Below are 15,170 nucleotides of genomic sequence, written 5' to 3' on the forward strand. Positions count from 1 at the left end.
GGCGCGCAATAAAGCGCAGCAGTTTGCCATAGGCCCCGCGGGGCGCCGGGCTCACAATCGCTTGCATGTTGATCCGCTTGCGCCGCCTGCTCCGCCTCGTCGCCACCGTGCTGCTGGTGCCGGTGCTCCTGTTCGAGGAATGGGGCTGGGAACCGCTGGCCGCGCAGGTCGCCAGGCTGGCGCGCCTGCCGCTGTGGGCGCGGCTCGAAGGCTGGGTTCGCGGCCTGCCGCCCTGGGGCGCGCTGCTGACCTTCGCGCTGCCCGTGATCGCGCTGCTGCCGATCAAGCTGCTCGCGCTGTTCCTGTTCGGCCGCGGCCACTATGCGAGCGGCGTGCTGCTGCTGGGCGCGGCCAAGCTCGCGGGCACGGCCGTGGTGGCGCGGCTGTTCCAGCTGGTGCAGCCCACGCTGATGCGCATCGGCTGGTTCGCGCGCTGGTACCCGCGCTGGACCGCGTGGAAGGACCGTGTGCTGGGCCTGGTGCGGCAGAGCGCGCCCTGGCGTGCGGTGCGGCAGATGAAGGCCGGCACGCGCAGGTACTGGCGCGCGTTCTGGCGCCTGCGTTAGGCCTTCCGCCGGCCCTGCACGAGCAAGGCGACGAACACCAGCCCGGCCGCCAGGCTGGTGTGGCCGCTGAAGCTCACCAGCCCCAGGCCCCAGCCCTGCGCACCCACCAGCACGCCAAGCGCGAACAGCAGCGCGCCCCAGCCCGCCACGCGCAGCCGACGGGTCAGCGACGGCGCGAAGGCATGGCCGAAGAGGTCCTCCTGGTGCCGCTCCATGGCCAGTGCCAGCGCCGCGAAGCCCGGCAGGCACAGCGCGAAGGCGACCCCGTGAAACCAGCCGCTCATGCGCCCTCCCCGGCCGGCGTGGCCGTGGTGGCCACCGGCGCGGCGGCGCGGCGCGCGGGCTTGGGCTTGGGGCTGTGCCGCATCGTGCGGATCGCCAGCAGCGCATGCAGCGCGGCCAGGGCCCACAGCGTGAGTTCCAGGCCGGCGAAGACCCAGTCACCGGCCAGGAGGCTGCGCCACAGCGGCCGCTCGGTGGTGAAGGCGCTCACGACCGGCAGCAGCGCCAGCGCGGCGGTGGCGATCCAGAGCTGCTCGATCCAGGCGCGCTTCGCGGGCCGCAGCATCGCATGCAGCAACGCCAGGCCCCAGACGATGAACAACAGGTCGACCTCCCACTCGCTGCGCCGGGGCAGATCGAGCGGCAGCAGCCGGTTGCCCCAGAGGAAGGCCGTCATGGCGATCGACAGGCCCGCGATGGCGGCGATGTTCAGCCGCTCCACCAGCCAGAAGCCGACATACGGTCTGTCGGGGTCGGGCAGCTTCTGCCGCCGCTTGACGGTCCACATCACCAGCCCGGTGCCCACCATCGCGGTGCCGGCCAGGCTCACGAGGAAGTAGAGCCAGCGCGTCGCGGTGTCGCCGAAGCGGCCCAGGTGCAGCGCGTACATCACGCCGCGGGTCTCGGCCGCGGGACCCACGCTGTCCTTGGTCTCGAGCAGCTTGCCGGTGGAGCCGTCGAACAGCATGTACTGCGGGCTCACCGAGGCACGGCCCTCGTCGCCGCGCGAGATGGTCACGCGCGCGGCGGCGTCGCCCGGCAGCGTGATGTTCACGCGCTGGATGTTGTCGCGGCCCCAGCGCGCCTGCGCCTGCCGCACCATGTCTTCGATCGGCGCGAGCGTCGCGGCCTGGCCGGTGGGCTTGGCGGGCGTGATGAAGGCGCTCAGCTGGGCCGAGAGCTCCTGCCGCTCGGCCGGGGTCTTGAACGCCGCCTGGCTGCCCCAGGGCATGTACAGCGCGGCCAGCGTGATCAGCCCGGTGTAGGTGATCATCAGGTGGAAGGGCAGCCCGAACACCGACAGCGCGTTGTGCGCATCGAGCCACGAGCGCTGGCCCTTGCCGCCGCGGAAGGTGAAGAAGTCGATGAAGATCTTCTTGTGCGTGATCACGCCGCTGACGATGGCCACCAGCATGAACATCGCGCAGAAGCCCGCGAGCCAGCGGCCCCACAGCACCGGCATGTAGTGGAACTGGAAGTGGAAGCGGTAGAAGAAGTTGCCGCCGCCAGTGTCGCGCCCCGCGACCTTGTCGCCGCTGACCGGATCGAAGGTGCCGCTCTGGAAGGCGCGCCGGCCTTCGACGCCGGACGTGCGCCAGAAGGCGCTGACCACGTTGTTGCGCGCATCGGGCAGGCCGATGCTCCACTGCGGGCTGCCCGCGGCCTCGGTGCGCAGCTTGTCGGCCACGTGCTGCGCCACCACGGCCGCATCGGGCACCTGGGCCTGGTGCGCGATCTCGGGCCGCATCCACTGCGAGATCTCGTCCTTGAAGTAGCTCACCGTGCCGGTGAGGAACATCGCATAGAGGAACCAGCCGACCAGCAGGCCCGTCCAGATGTGCAGGTCGGACATGGACTGGCGGATGCCGCGCGCCTTGGGCGGCGACTTCTTCGCCGGCTTGTCGGTGCTCACGATGCGGCGCCTCCGCGCCACACCGACCAGGCGGCCAGGCCCAGCGGCACGGCCGCGACCAGCAGGCCGGCCCAGGCGCGTCGTGCGCTGCGCACCGCGAAGACCCAGACCACCGCGCCCGCGAAGACCGCGAAGCTCGACAGCATGCCCGTCAGCACCGCCTGCGGCTTGCTCATGGGCAGGGCCAGCGCGGCCACGCTCGCGAGCGCGGCCAGGCCGTAGCCGCCGAACATCGCGGCCACGATGCGCGAGAGCAGCGGCCCGACGCGCAGGGCCCGGTGCAGCACGGCGTTCACTGGTTGGGCGTGGCGGCGGGGCCGGCAGCGATCGGCGCCACGCCCTCGGCCTTGACGTAGGTCAGCGTGGTGACGTAGCTCACGCCGTCGTACTTCTCGGGTCCTGCGGCCCCGGGACGCTCGCCGCCGGTGCGGTCGGTGTGGCTGGCCTCGGCCACGTAGGTGCCCTTCCAGGGCATGTCGAAGCGCACCAGGCCCTGTGCGTCGGTGCGGCCTTCCTTGGACCAGCCCGACTGGGTGACCAGCGTGACCTTGGCCTTGGGCAGCGGCTGGCCCTTGAACACCAGCCTGAACTCGCCCGGGGCGCCGGCCGGCACGATGTCGAAGGCCAGCTTGGCCTCCTGCGACGCGAAGCCGGTGATCAGCCGCGCGGCCGGGTGGTACCAGTTCTTCGATTCCTTGTCGCCCTGCTTCAGGGTGTAGAGCGGATAGCTCGCGTCCTCGGCCACGATGGACTCGCCCTTGGCGGCCTTGAAGGGCAGCGTGAAGCCCTGGGCCGCCTTGCTGCCGTCGGCCTTCTTCTCGCCCTGGGCCGACACCAGCGTGGCGGTGGGCTGGCCGAACTTGTCGAGCAGGCCCGGCGAGGTCTCGCGCAGGTTCTCGCCGAACTCGCCGAAGCGGATCACCGCGCTCTGGCCCGCGGGCTGCTCGAGCCAGATCTGGTGCGCTTGCGAAGCGGTGGCGAAGCCCAGCAGGGCGAAAGCGGCGGCGAGTGTCTTGTTCATGAAAAGGTGTGAAGTCGATGGCGTCGAAGGCAGTGCCCGCCGGGCGGGCCGCTCGCGGCCGTGACGCTGGCCCTCGCCCGAGGTCTAGCAGAGGCGGCTTGCAGGCGACGGCCATATGAATACGAACAATTCGCATTCTATCAAGGTGTCGAAGTGTCTCCCGACTTCACCTCGAGATATTTTTACCCGGAAGATATTGCAATGGTTTTTTCATCCGGGTAGATTCCGTGCTCCGCTGTCCAGAGCCCTGCCATGTCCACGCCGCCCTCCTCCGCGCCCCCTGCCGACCACCTCACGGTCTTTGCCGGTTTCCGGCGCATCGCCTCCGGGCCGCGCGCCGAGATCGTGGCGCGGCTGCGGGCCGCGCCGCCCCCGCAGGAGCCGCTGCTGCGCGTGTTCGACGACGCCACCGGCACACGGATCGACCTGGACCTGCGGCCCGAGGCGGCCGAGGACGCCGCCCCGGCGCGCGGCGTCGGCCGGCCCAAACTCGGCGTGGTGGCGCGCGAAGTCACGCTGCTGCCGCGCCACTGGGACTGGCTGGCCCGCCAGCCCGGCGGCGCCTCGGTCGCGCTGCGGCGCATCGTCGACGAGGCGCGCCGCCTGCACGACGGACGCGATACGCTGCGCACCGCGCGCGAGTCGACCTACCGTTTCATGTCCGAGATCGCCGGCGACCTGCCGGGCTTCGAGGAAGCGACGCGCGCGCTGTTCGCCGGAGAACGGCAAGCCTTCGTCGAACGCATCGCGGCCTGGCCCGATGACGTGCGCACACATCTCGAACAACTGAGCAACGCCGCCTGGGAAAAAACACAATGAAGAAACCCGATGCCCTGAGCGCCGACCTGCAGGCCGAGGACCTGCGCGTGGCCGGCGAGATCGCCGCCGCGCCCGCCGCCGTGGCCGACCCTGCCGCGGTGCCCGTGGCACCCGCCAGCGATGCGGCGCCGCCCGCCGCGATGCGGACCGGCGCCCGCACACCCGACCCGCGCCGCCCGCTCTGGAAGATCTTCCTGTTCTTCCTCGCGCCCATGCTGCTGAGCAACATCCTGCAGTCGCTGTCGGGCACGCTCAACAACGTCTATGTGGGCCAGATGATCGGCGTGGGCGCGATGGCGGCCGTGTCCAGCTTCTTCCCGGTGATGTTCTTCTTCATCGCCTTCACCATCGGCCTGGGCGCGGGCGCCTCGGTGCTGATCGGCCAGGCCTGGGGCGCGCGCGACACCGCCAAGGTCAAGACCATCGCCGGCACCACGCTCACCGTGGGCATCGCCTTCGGCCTGCTGGTCGCGGTGTTCGGCGGCAGCTTCACGCAACCCCTGCTCGCGGCGCTGGGCACGCCGCCCGACATCCTGGCCGACGCCACCGCCTACGCCCGCATCATGCTGATCGCGATGCCCGGCCTGTTCGTGTTCCTGCTGTCGACCGCGATGCTGCGCGGCGTGGGCGACACCGTCACGCCGCTCTACACGCTGGCCATCTCGACCGGCATCGGCCTGGTGCTGACGCCGGCGCTGATCCGCGGCTGGGGCGTCCTGCCGCAACTGGGCGTGGCCAGCGGCGCGGCCGCCACCGTGGTGTCCTTCGTGGTCGCGACGACCTGGCTGGCCTTCCGCCTGCGCAAGACCCAGAGCCCGCTGGCGCCCGACGCCGCCTTCGCGCACGCCATGCGCATCGACCTCAGGATCCTGAAGACGGTGCTCAAGGTCGGCGTGCCCACGGGCGTGCAGATGATCGTGGTCGCGCTGGCCGAAGTGGCGCTGCTCTCGCTGGTCAACAGCTACGGCTCGAACGCCACCGCGGCCTACGGCGCGGTCAACCAGGTGGTGGCCTATGTGCAGTTCCCCGCGATCTCGATCGCCATCACGGCCTCGATCCTCGGCGCGCAGGCCATCGGCGCGGGCCGCACCGAGCAGCTGGGCGCGATCGCGCGCACCGGCCTGCTGATGAACCTGGTGCTGACCGGCTCGCTGGTGTTGCTGGGCTACCTGTTCTCGCGCCCGCTGATGGGTTTCTTCATCACGAGCGCGCCGGTGATCGAACTGGCGCAGACCCTGCTGCACATCATGCTGTGGAGCAGCGTGATCTTCGGCATGGCCTCGGTGCTGTCGGGGATCATGCGGGCCAGCGGCTCGGTGCTGGTGCCCACGGCCATCGCGATCTTCTGCATCGCATTGATCGAAGTGCCGGTGGCGTACTTCATGAGCCACCGCATCGGCATCAACGGCGTGTGGGTGGCCTACCCCGTGACCTTCCTCGCGATGCTGGGGCTGCAGACCGCCTACTACCGCGGCGTGTGGCGCAAGAAGGCGATCCGCAAACTGGTCTGAGGCCCGCGGGCCCCGGGCTTCAGGTGCCGTAGAGCGAAGCGCCGTTGGCCGCGATCGCGCGCGCACCGGCGCGCACCGTCGCGCGGTCGGCCGAGGCCACGGGCTTGGCCACACCGGTGCCGCCGTTGGTGATCTGCACCGGCTTCAGCGCCTCCTGCGCCACCTCGGCACGCGAACGCATCGACTGGAAGGCCTGCGGCGGTAGGTTGCTCTGCTCGCCCTGGAAGGCCTGGGCACTGAAACCGGTCAGGCCGGTGATGGCGGCAACGGCAGCGATGGCGATGAACTTGGTGGACATGATGGAACTCCTCTTGGCTGGATGAAGACCGCCAGCCCTGGCGCCGGCGGAACCGCGTGCAGTCCGATTCAGGTCCGCACAGGATCTATACGCGGCGAATTCGCGGCTGGATGCAAGGCCGCGCGCGACGGCATCGGATGCCATAGCATCCGCCCATGCAGCGCTGCCTTTTGCTCTTGCTTCTGACCTGGGTCGCGGCCGGTGCGCACGCGGCCGATATCGAGCACAACAGCCTGGGCATGGCCTTCGTGAGATTGCCGGCCGGCGAGTTCCTGATGGGCAGCGACGAGGCCTCCGATTCGCTGGCGCGCGCCTACCCCGAGTTGCCGGCCGCGCGCTTCGCACAGCTGGACGACGAGGGACCGGTGCACCGGGTGCGCATCACGCGCGCCTTCTGGATGGGCCAGCACGAGGTCACGGTGGGCCAGTTCCGCCGCTTCGTCGAAGCCTCGGGCTACGTTGCGGAGTCGGAGGCGGACGGCACCGGCGGCTACGGCTGGCGCGCCGACTACGACCCGGCCACCACACCGCGCGGCGATGCCTTCGAAGGCCGCGATCGCCGCTACTCGTGGCGCAACCCCGGCTTCGTCCAAGGCGAGGACCATCCGGTCGTCAACGTGACCTGGCACGACGCCCAGGCGCTGGCGGCCTGGCTCAGCCGGACCGAAGGCCGGCGCTACCGGCTGCCGACCGAGGCCGAGTGGGAATACGCCTGCCGCGCCGGCACCCGCAGCCGCTACCACGCGGGCGACGATCCCCGCTCGCTGCTGGGCGCGGCCAACGTGTTCGACGCGCGCAGCGCCCGCCACTGGCCGCAGTGGCAGGCGATGGCGCTGCAGGGCGACGACGGCCATGCCTTCACCGCGCCGGTCGGCAGCTACGCGCCGAACCCCTGGGGCCTGCACGACATGCACGGCAACGCCTGGGAATGGGTGGCCGACTGGCATGGCGACGACTACTACGCCAAGTCTCCGATCGACGACCCGCAGGGCCCCGCCGAAGGCACGGTGCGGGTGCGCCGCGGCGGCTCCTGGCACACATGGCCCTTCTATACCCGCGCGTCCTATCGCAACTGGAACGCGCCGAGCACGCGCTACACGCTGGTGGGGATTCGGCTGGTGCGGGAGGATTGAATCGCGCAACGGCGGCCGGGGCGCCGACTCGCGGCTTCGCGATCCGCCGTGTCGATGCGTGGCAGCGGGCGGCCAAGGCCCCGCGTCGGCATCACTTCCGCTGCTGGAAGCCCATCGGCAATTCAGTCGTCCATTCCTTGTAGCCGTCCAGGAACAGGAAGATCTCCTTGGACACCCCGTCCACCCGGATTCTGTAGACATCCACCGGCCCCTTCGCGGCTGGATGGTCCGGGCCATAGCAGCAGGCACCCAGTCGTTCGTATTCGACGGGTTGCCCCTCGGGTCCACGCAAGGTGTTCAGGTACAGCCGGTGGTCCCGCACCGGAACGCCGATCGCGTTGATCTGGGAGTACCCGTACGCGGGATTCGACGAGACCTTCACCGAGGTCTTGATGTAGCGGGAATCCGCATCCGATCGTCCGTAGGGCTGGCCTTTCCCATCCTTGATCGTCTTGCTGATGATGGGGGGCAACTCAGGCTGGGCACTCGGGCTGACCATCGACTGGCAGCCGGAAAGAATACCCAATAAAACCGCCACCGAGATCAAAGGGCCGGCAAAGGAAAACCTTCTGTTTCTTCTCATGATCGATTTCTTGTGGAGAACCTGGTGATGGAAGGTACGCGTCCCATCCGATCCTCCGGCCTGCAAGGGATCGACGGCCAAGCGCACGCTGCTTTTCCAGACGAATCCCAACACCCCGGAACGTCGTTTGTCATGAAAATTTCATGCGCGGCCACCCCAGCGCACATGCTGCGGCTCAGCCCAGGCAGCGCCGCAGATAGGCCTCGAACACTTCGGGCCGCCCGTGCGCATCGGCGCACCCGACATAGCTGTCGGGGCGGATCAGGTAGGCCGCATTGCGCGCCAGCCCCGCCGCCTCGTGGGCCGGGCCGAAGTCGAAGTGGTGCAAGGTGATGCCCTGCGAGCCGCACCATGCGACCAGCGCGTTGCCCGCCATGCCGTAGACATGCACCTGCCATGCGATCTCGCGCAGCGAGCCGTAATTGTCGGCCTGCCGCACCCACGGCAGCCGGTCGCCGCCGCGGACCTCGCCGGCCTTTCCTTCGCTGATCTGGCTGTCGTGGTAGCTGATCATGGCCTGCGAGATCATGCGGAACGCGTACTCGCGCACCGCATCGATGCCATAGGCCAGCGGCGCGACGACCGGTGCGACGCGCGTGCGCACGAAGTCCGCGAAGCTCCCGTCGGCGGTGACGAAGCTGAACACCCGGTCGGTCGTCTCGACCAGCTTCAGCGCGAAGGCGCGGCGCTCGGCCTCGTAGCTGTCGAGCAGGGTGTCGGGCGCCGCGTGCCGCAGCACGGCCGCCAGCTTCCAGGCCAGGTTGATCGCGTCGCCGATGCCGGTGTTCATGCCCTGGCCGCCGGCCGGGCTGTGGACATGGGCCGCATCGCCGACCAGGAAGGCCCGCCCGCGGCGGTAGTGCTCGGTCACGCGGTGGTGCACGTGGTAGGTCGAGAACCAGTGGACCTGCTTCACCTCGAGCCCGATGCCGGCGATCGCGCGGTGGCTCACGTCCTCGAAGCGCAGCGTCTGCGCGCGCTCCGCGCCGTCATCGCCGACCGCGCCGACCACGCCGATCAGCCGGCCCCGGCCCTCGTCGTCGTAGGGCAGCCAGGCCACGAAGTCGGCGTTGTCCAGCGCGATGTTCGCCTCGCCGTTGGCGGCCGGGCCGGTGGCATGGACGTCCGCCACGTAGAAGATCTTGTCGTAGGTGCCGCCGGGAAAGCCGGCGCCGATCTGGTGGCGCACGATCGAATGGGCGCCGTCGCAGCCCGCGATGTAGGCGGCTTCGCAGACTTGCGTACCGCCGTCGGGCAGGCGAAGCTGAACCAGCACATGGTCGCCCCTGTCGTCGAAGCCCAGGCATTCGGTCTGGCGCTCGACCTCGACGCCCACCGCCCGCAGCCGCTCGACCAGCAGGCGCTCGTGCCGGTCCTGCGGGTAGACGAGCAGGAAGGCATAGGGCGTGAGGTCGCGCCCGGCGGACCCGAAGGACAGCGTCGCCCGCTTCCTGCCGGTGGTCCAGAGGTTGATCGCCGGAATGCGATGCCCCGCCGCCACCACCGCGTCGGCGAGGTCCAGCTGGCGATAGAGCTCCAGCGTGCGCGCCTGCACGGCCATCGCGCGGGAGGTGGTGCCGGGCTCGCTCGTCTTGTCGACGATGCGCACCTTCACTCCCTGGCGGGTCAGCCAGAGGGCGAGCACCAGTCCGGTGGGACCGGCACCGACGATGAGCACCGTGTCGGATGTGGGCATCTGGGGTGGCAGTTGGCGCGCCGCGGCTGGCGCCTCCGGTGACCGAGAAAAACGTTGCCGCGCACAACGGCCTGTGCGGGGCCAGCTGCCATGCTACGGCGGCCGCGGGAAAAGGTCGAGCGCCCCTGCATCCGACGCTTCAAGGCCGGGTCTGGGCTGCCAGTGTCCTGGCGAAGAAGCCCACCACCTTCGCGTTGAAGCCCGCGTGGAACGCATCCCGGTCGAAGCCGGTGGCGCTGGTGCAGATCGCCGGCGCCATCGATGCCAGCGCGCTGCTGCACGGCGCCAGGAAATCGTAATGGCCCGCGTTCGGGACGACGTGATACTCGGGCGCCGCCGGCAGCGCCAGCCGCACCGCTTCGGCATAGCGGGGATGCGGAACGACCTCATCGTTCTCGGCGCGCCACAGCTGCACCGGCACCTTGACGTGACTGAGCCCGTCCGGGGCGAAGGTGAAGCCGAGCGCGGGCGCCGCCACCACCGCGGCCTTGATGCGGGAGTCGGCGGTGCTCGCCGTTGCCGGCCCGGCGGGCGCCGCAGCCGCGTTGCCACCGCTTCTCGCGATGAGCTGGCAGGCGAAGTCACCGGGGTACTGGCGGCACACCGGCCCGATCCTCGAGAAATCCGGAACGCCCCCCACGCTCGCCAGCGCGGTGAAGCCGCCCGATGAAAAACCGAAGATGCCGATGCGCGACGCATCGATCGCCGCGCGCCCATCCCAGCGCGACAGCATGTGGTCGATCACCCGGCCGATCTGGCGCGGCCGGTCCATGATGTCGATGCTGCGGCTCTGGTCCTTGTAGTTGTCGCCCGTGTGCGTGACGGCCGCCACGACGAAGCCGGCGTCGGCCAGGGCGATGGCCGTGTCATGGTGCCCGAGGAACGAGCCACCGTTTCCGTGCGACATCACCACCAGCGGCAGCGCCTTGCCTTGCAGCGCTGCGTCGACCGCCACCCGCATCGTGGTGGGCCCCATGGCCACGGGCCGGGCCCCGGCTTCGCTCGGATACCAGATGCCGATCTCCAGCGGCTGGCCATCGGGATCGGCCGCGAAGCCGTGCTGGAAGCCCGCGGCGCCCGCGCTGGCGCCGGCGAGGGTGAGTGCCAGGATGGCGGCAAGAGAGGTGAGCGTTTTCATGGGGATGATGGGCCTGTGGGGACGATGTCGGCGATTGTCCGGGCGGACCTGCGAGCCGTCGCGCACCTTGCGACGAAGTGCGGCGGCGATTCGCCAGGCGCAGCGGGCGGCCGCGGGATGAAGCGGCTTGGCCTTTCGCAGATCGCTGGTGCCAGTCGTCTTCGCGCTGATGGCGGACCGCTGCGATGACGACCCTGTGGTCGTCGACGATGTCGAACAGCGCGACATAGCCGGCGTGGCCGAACGAGATCACCGACTCGCGCAGGAAGCTCACCTGCGGCTCCGCATCGCACGTGCTCACGCCGGCGTCTGCTTCCCCACAAGCGATGGACCCGCGCCGCGGACGGCCAACACCGTCACTTTTTCGACGGCGTGACGTAGTACTCGATCTTCGTCCGGTCCTTGTAGGGATCGTTGTCGAAGAATTTCGACTCCTGCGAGATCTTGATCTCGTAGCCGTCGCGCACGCCCTCCAGGCGGCTCTGGGCGTCATGGGTTACCGGCGCGAGCGCGGGGCGGTGGAATGCCGCCACCGTCTTGAAGTCGTCGGTGCTGAAGGCCTTGATCGATGCGCTCGTCAGGCGCCCGGCGCTGTCGGTGTCCGCGCTCACGTCCGTCATCGCGGTGTTCGGCGGCAGCGAGACCAGGGCCGCCAGCGCGGGAGGCAGCGCCTTGGCGCCACTCTTCTCCTGGATGCGGTAGTGCAGGCCGCCCTTGTCGTTGGGCTCACCCTTGGCCGCGGCCGAGTCCTCCATCGAACTCACGACCCAGGCCGACACCAGCAGGATCGGCACGGCGATCGCGCCGACGTACAACAGGAAGCGAAGGCGATCCTTGGTATGAAAAAACTCGATCATCGGCGCGTGCTCCTTGGGGTAGAAATGGTTTCCCGCCGGGCGAAGGGCTTCAGCCCGCGCCGCGGCAGGACGCCGCAGGATCCGACTGCAGCGCCGACACCTGGCGCGCGATGGCCTGGGCCGCCTGCGCCGTCACGCGCTGCGCACCCAGCGCCAGCGCATCGATGCCCGGGCCCACGGTTTCGCTGCCCGACCATTGGCAGGTCGCGCTGCGCTCCGCATCCGAGCGCCGCACGGTCCAGCTGAAGGCGGCGTCGACGCGCGTGGCCTCGATGGCGTCGAAGCGCTGCAGCTGCACCGCGATGCGCCAGGCCGGCTGGCTGGGCTGGCGGCCGCCCTTGGTGACGTCGATGGCGCCGAGCCGGCTCGCGACGCCCGCGGCCAGCGCGTCGCGCAGTTCGTTCTCGAAGGACGAAGACCAGCGGTGCTGCTCGAGCAGCGCCACCTCGGCGCCGCCGCCCGCGCGCTGCACCAGCATCTGCGGGCGCGCCAGGCGCTCGGGCACCGCGACCGGCGCGAGCTCGATGAAGAGGGGCGCCGCCGCCGGCGCGGGCACCGCATCGGCCGGCGCGGCCAGCGTGTAGTAGCGGTCGGGCGTGCTGGTGGCGCAGCCCGCGGCCAGCAGGGACAGGGCCAAGACGCCCAGCAGGGTTCGGGGCAGTCGCTTCATTTCTTGTTGTCCTCCGGTTTGCCGCGCAGCAGCGACTCGGGATGGCGTTCGAGGTAGTCGGTCAGCACGCGCACCGAGCCGGCCGCGCGCGTGAGTTCCTGCAGCGTCTGGCGCATGTCCTGCTGCAGCGGCGAGTCCTGTGCCAGCGTGCGCTCGGCCGAGTTGATGGTCTTGCGCGCGTCCTTCATGGCGGCCGTGATCTCGGGCGACACGTCGTTGTTGAGCGTGCGCGTGAGCTGCTCGGCGCCGGCCAGCGTCTTGTCGAGCGTGGCCAATGCCTTGCGCACATCGGTGCCGATCTGCTCGAACGGGACCTTGTTGACCTTGGTCACGATCTCCTGCACCTGCGACTGCAGCTCGTCCAGGCTGTTGGGCAGCGTGGGCATCTCCAGCGGCGTCTTGCTCACGTCCACATTGACCGGCGGCGCCTTGGGGAAGAAGTCGAGCGCGATGTAGTTCTGGCCGGTCAGCAGGTTGCCGGTGCGCATCTGCGCGCGCAGGCCCTTGCCGATCAGGAACTGCAGGCGCTTGTCCTGCGCGAGCCGCGACTCGCGGGGCTCGCCGTTGGCATGGGTGTGCAGCCGGTCGGGGTAGACCGTGACGATCACCGGCATGCGGAACTCGCGCTCGCTGCGGTCGAACTGGATGCCGATCGACTTGACCTCGCCGATCACCACGCCGCGGAAGTCCACCGGCGCGCCGGGCGACAGGCCGCGCAGCGACTGGTTGAAGTACAGCAGCATGGTCTGGGCCGGGCCGTCCGGCGGCTTCATGGCCGAGCTCTCGTCGTCGGCCAGGGCGAAGGAGGTGTTCTCGACCGCGACCGGGCCGCTGTCGTTCTCGGGCGCGCCGAAGGCGATGCCGCCGATCAGGATGGTGGCCAGCGACTGGGTGCGCAGCGTGATGCCGCTGGCGTTGAGCCGCATGTCGATGCCGCTGGCCTGCCAGAAGCGCGAGTTGGCCCCGATGAACTTGTCATAAGGCGCGTTCACGAACACCCGCAGCGTCACGCCGCGGCCGTTCTCGTCGAGCTCGTAGGCCGCCACCTGGCCGACCTTGATCCGGCGGTAGTACACGGGCGAGCCGACGTCGAGCGAGGCCAGGTCGGGCGCGCGCAGCAGGAACTGCTTGCCCGAGGCATCGCGCGTGACGATGGGCGGCGCCTCCAGGCCGGTGAAGTCCTTCGAACTCTCGTCGGCCACGCCGGCATCGGCGCCGATGTAGGCGCCCGAAAGCAAGGTGCCCAGGCCCGAGATGCCCGAGGTGTCGAGCCGCGGGCGCACCACCCAGAAGCGGGTGTCGGTGGCGGTGAAGGCGTCGGCGTCCTTGTTGAGCTGCAACGTCACGCGCACGTGGGAGCGGTCGCGCGCCAGGCGCAGGCTCTGCACCACGCCGATCTGCACGTCCTTGTACTTGACCGCGGTCTTGCCGGCTTCCAGGCCCTCGGCGGTCTTGAAGCTGACCTCGATCTCGGGGCCGCGGTCGATCAGGATGCGCGCCACCAGCGTGATGCCGACCAGCGCCGCCACCACCGGGATCAGCCAGATCAGCGAGGGCATCCAGTCGCGCCGCTTGGCCACGCGGGGCGCGGGCAGCGCGGGGGGTCGCCCGTCGGAGGTTTTGTCGTCGTCACTCATGGCGTGCGTCCCTTGGGTTCTCTTGCTCGGTATCGTCTTCTTCGTCGTCGGGACCGGCGTGGCCGTCCCAGGTCAGCTTGGGGTCGAAGCTCAGGGAGGCCAGCATGGTCAGCACCACCACCGAGCCGAAGGCCGCGATGCCCACGCCGGCCGTGATCTCGGCGAAGCCCTGGATGCGCACCAGGCCGGCCAGCAGCGCCACCACGAACACGTCGAGCATCGACCAGCGGCCGATGATCTCGATCACGTGGTAGAGCTTGGCGCGCTCGAGGCGGCGCCAGCGGCTGCGGCGCTGGGCGCTCACCACCAGCACGAACAGCGCCGCCAGCTTGAACAGCGGCACCAGGAAGCTGGCCACGAAGACGATGGCGGCCAGCCCGTAGGCGCCGGTGATCCAGAAGTAGATCACGCCGCTCATGATGGTGTCGTTCTGCGAGCCGAACAGCGTGCGGGTGATCATCACCGGCAGCAGGTTGGCCGGCAGGTACATCACGCAGGCCGCGATCAGCAGCGCCCAGGTGCGGTTCAGGCTGTCGGGCTTGCGGATGTGCAGCGGTGTGCCGCAGCGGCCGCAGGGCGCGCCGTCCTCCGCCCCGGACCAGGCGGTGCCGCAATGGCGGCAGCCGATCAGGCCCATGTCGATGGCGCGCGGCGCGTGCGCGGCGCGCGTCATGCGGCTTCCTCGCGGGCCGGCGGACCGTCTTCGGCCGCCACCGTCGCGCCCTCGGCCAGCGTCCAGAAGCCGCGCGGGTCGAAGGCCAGCACCGCCGTCAGCAGCACCGTGAGCGCCATGAAGGCATAGAGCGCCGGGCCGGGCAGCACGGTGGCCATGCTCGAGAGCTTGACCAGCGCCACCAGCACGCCCAGCAGGAAGACCTCGACCATGCCCCAGGGCCGCAGCGACTGCATGGCGCGCACCAGCCAGGCGAAGCCCGCCACGCGGCGGTGGTGGCGCAAGGGCACCAGCAGCCAGACCAGGATCAGCAATTGCAGCAGCGGAAAGAGCAGCGTCGTGGCCAGCACCAGCAGCGCCACCAGCGACATGCCCTCGCCCGCCAGCGCGATCACGGCCCCGGTCAAGGTGGTCTGGCTGCGCAGCCCGCGCAGCTCGATCTCGACGATGGGGAACAGGTTGGCGATGAAGAACATGATCAGCGCCGCCACCGTGAACGGCAGGATGCGCGCCTTCTGCGCACCCGGGTGCCGCTCGAGCTCGGTGCCGCAGCGCGGGCAGCGGGCGATCTCGCGCTCATGCAGCGGCGCGCGGTGGTACACCGCATCGCAGCCTTCGCAGACGATCGCCTCGGGAATTTCCTTCATTGGCGC

17 protein-coding genes are annotated in these 15,170 nt (G+C 70.0%); 4 read left to right on the forward strand and 13 right to left on the reverse strand.

Features of this window, described 5'->3' with window-relative positions:
* Nucleotides 1-65 precede the first annotated feature (65 nt).
* On the forward strand, nucleotides 66-566 hold the full coding sequence (locus QTI20_RS16935; RefSeq protein WP_286552550.1) for a hypothetical protein: 501 nt from the start codon (nucleotides 66-68) through the stop codon (nucleotides 564-566).
* Here QTI20_RS16935 and QTI20_RS16940 read toward each other — a convergent pair.
* Genes QTI20_RS16940 through QTI20_RS16955 form a run of 4 tightly spaced genes read right to left on the reverse strand, consistent with a single transcriptional unit; the run spans nucleotide 563 to nucleotide 3,502 of the window.
* The gene (locus QTI20_RS16940) at nucleotides 563-850 is read right to left on the reverse strand and encodes a DUF3325 domain-containing protein (protein ID WP_286552551.1); all 288 of its coding nucleotides are present in this window, start codon (nucleotides 848-850) and stop codon (nucleotides 563-565) included. The genes QTI20_RS16935 and QTI20_RS16940 overlap by 4 nt on opposite strands.
* Nucleotides 847-2,481, reverse strand: a complete 1,635-nt coding sequence (locus QTI20_RS16945) for a PepSY-associated TM helix domain-containing protein (protein ID WP_503011409.1) — start codon at nucleotides 2,479-2,481, stop codon at nucleotides 847-849. The genes QTI20_RS16940 and QTI20_RS16945 overlap by 4 nt, the downstream gene beginning before the upstream one ends.
* Nucleotides 2,478-2,777: a DUF3649 domain-containing protein gene (locus QTI20_RS16950; protein ID WP_503011410.1), complete on the reverse strand. Its 300-nt coding sequence runs from the start codon at nucleotides 2,775-2,777 to the stop codon at nucleotides 2,478-2,480. Before QTI20_RS16950 ends, QTI20_RS16945 begins: the two co-directional genes overlap by 4 nt.
* Nucleotides 2,774-3,502, reverse strand: coding sequence for a DUF4198 domain-containing protein (locus QTI20_RS16955; protein WP_286552553.1), 729 nt, complete (start codon nucleotides 3,500-3,502; stop codon nucleotides 2,774-2,776). Before QTI20_RS16955 ends, QTI20_RS16950 begins: the two co-directional genes overlap by 4 nt.
* Before the next feature lie 252 nt (nucleotides 3,503-3,754).
* On the opposite strand from QTI20_RS16955, the gene QTI20_RS16960 reads away from it, so the two are divergent.
* Nucleotides 3,755-4,321, forward strand: a complete 567-nt coding sequence (locus QTI20_RS16960) for a DUF2239 family protein (RefSeq protein ID WP_286552554.1) — start codon at nucleotides 3,755-3,757, stop codon at nucleotides 4,319-4,321.
* Nucleotides 4,322-4,461: 140 nt separating this feature from the next.
* Complete coding sequence (locus QTI20_RS16965) at nucleotides 4,462-5,832, forward strand: MATE family efflux transporter (protein ID WP_286553452.1); 1,371 nt, start codon at nucleotides 4,462-4,464, stop codon at nucleotides 5,830-5,832.
* A 19-nt stretch (nucleotides 5,833-5,851) separates the two neighbouring features.
* On the opposite strand, the gene QTI20_RS16970 is transcribed toward QTI20_RS16965, so the two are convergent.
* Complete coding sequence (locus tag QTI20_RS16970; RefSeq protein ID WP_286552556.1) at nucleotides 5,852-6,130, reverse strand: DUF4148 domain-containing protein; 279 nt, start codon at nucleotides 6,128-6,130, stop codon at nucleotides 5,852-5,854.
* A gap of 155 nt (nucleotides 6,131-6,285) precedes the next feature.
* Here QTI20_RS16970 and QTI20_RS16975 point away from each other — a divergent pair, with 155 nt between their 5' ends.
* Nucleotides 6,286-7,263, forward strand: coding sequence for a formylglycine-generating enzyme family protein (locus tag QTI20_RS16975; protein WP_286552557.1), 978 nt, complete (start codon nucleotides 6,286-6,288; stop codon nucleotides 7,261-7,263).
* A 91-nt stretch (nucleotides 7,264-7,354) separates the two neighbouring features.
* Here QTI20_RS16975 and QTI20_RS16980 read toward each other — a convergent pair whose 3' ends face one another.
* The 8 genes from QTI20_RS16980 to QTI20_RS17020 all read right to left on the reverse strand — a co-directional run bounded on the left by QTI20_RS16980 (nucleotide 7,355) and on the right by QTI20_RS17020 (nucleotide 15,164).
* Nucleotides 7,355-7,927 carry a hypothetical protein gene (locus QTI20_RS16980; RefSeq protein WP_286552559.1) on the reverse strand — a complete coding sequence of 191 codons (573 nt, stop codon included), beginning with the start codon at nucleotides 7,925-7,927 and terminating at the stop codon, nucleotides 7,355-7,357.
* Nucleotides 7,928-8,021: 94 nt separating this feature from the next.
* Nucleotides 8,022-9,542 carry an FAD-dependent oxidoreductase gene (locus QTI20_RS16985; protein WP_286552561.1) on the reverse strand — a complete coding sequence of 507 codons (1,521 nt, stop codon included), beginning with the start codon at nucleotides 9,540-9,542 and terminating at the stop codon, nucleotides 8,022-8,024.
* 139 nt (nucleotides 9,543-9,681) lie between these two features.
* Nucleotides 9,682-10,680 (reverse strand): alpha/beta hydrolase family protein, encoded by a 999-nt coding sequence (locus QTI20_RS16990; protein WP_286552562.1) that lies wholly within the window; start codon nucleotides 10,678-10,680, stop codon nucleotides 9,682-9,684.
* 356 nt (nucleotides 10,681-11,036) lie between these two features.
* Nucleotides 11,037-11,537: a hypothetical protein gene (locus QTI20_RS17000; protein ID WP_286552564.1), complete on the reverse strand. Its 501-nt coding sequence runs from the start codon at nucleotides 11,535-11,537 to the stop codon at nucleotides 11,037-11,039.
* Nucleotides 11,538-11,586: 49 nt separating this feature from the next.
* Nucleotides 11,587-12,207, reverse strand: coding sequence for a PqiC family protein (locus tag QTI20_RS17005; RefSeq protein ID WP_286552566.1), 621 nt, complete (start codon nucleotides 12,205-12,207; stop codon nucleotides 11,587-11,589).
* A complete protein-coding gene (locus tag QTI20_RS17010; protein WP_286552568.1) occupies nucleotides 12,204-13,844 on the reverse strand; it encodes a PqiB family protein in 1,641 nt (546 codons plus the stop codon). The genes QTI20_RS17005 and QTI20_RS17010 overlap by 4 nt, the downstream gene beginning before the upstream one ends.
* Nucleotides 13,837-14,517, reverse strand: coding sequence for a paraquat-inducible protein A (locus tag QTI20_RS17015; RefSeq protein ID WP_286552570.1), 681 nt, complete (start codon nucleotides 14,515-14,517; stop codon nucleotides 13,837-13,839). The genes QTI20_RS17010 and QTI20_RS17015 overlap by 8 nt, the downstream gene beginning before the upstream one ends.
* Nucleotides 14,514-15,164, reverse strand: a complete 651-nt coding sequence (locus QTI20_RS17020) for a paraquat-inducible protein A (protein ID WP_286552572.1) — start codon at nucleotides 15,162-15,164, stop codon at nucleotides 14,514-14,516. Before QTI20_RS17020 ends, QTI20_RS17015 begins: the two co-directional genes overlap by 4 nt.
* Nucleotides 15,165-15,170: the final 6 nt, after the last annotated feature.

It is taken from the genome of Variovorax sp. J2P1-31 (assembly GCF_030317215.1).
GTDB lineage: Bacteria > Pseudomonadota > Gammaproteobacteria > Burkholderiales > Burkholderiaceae_C > Variovorax.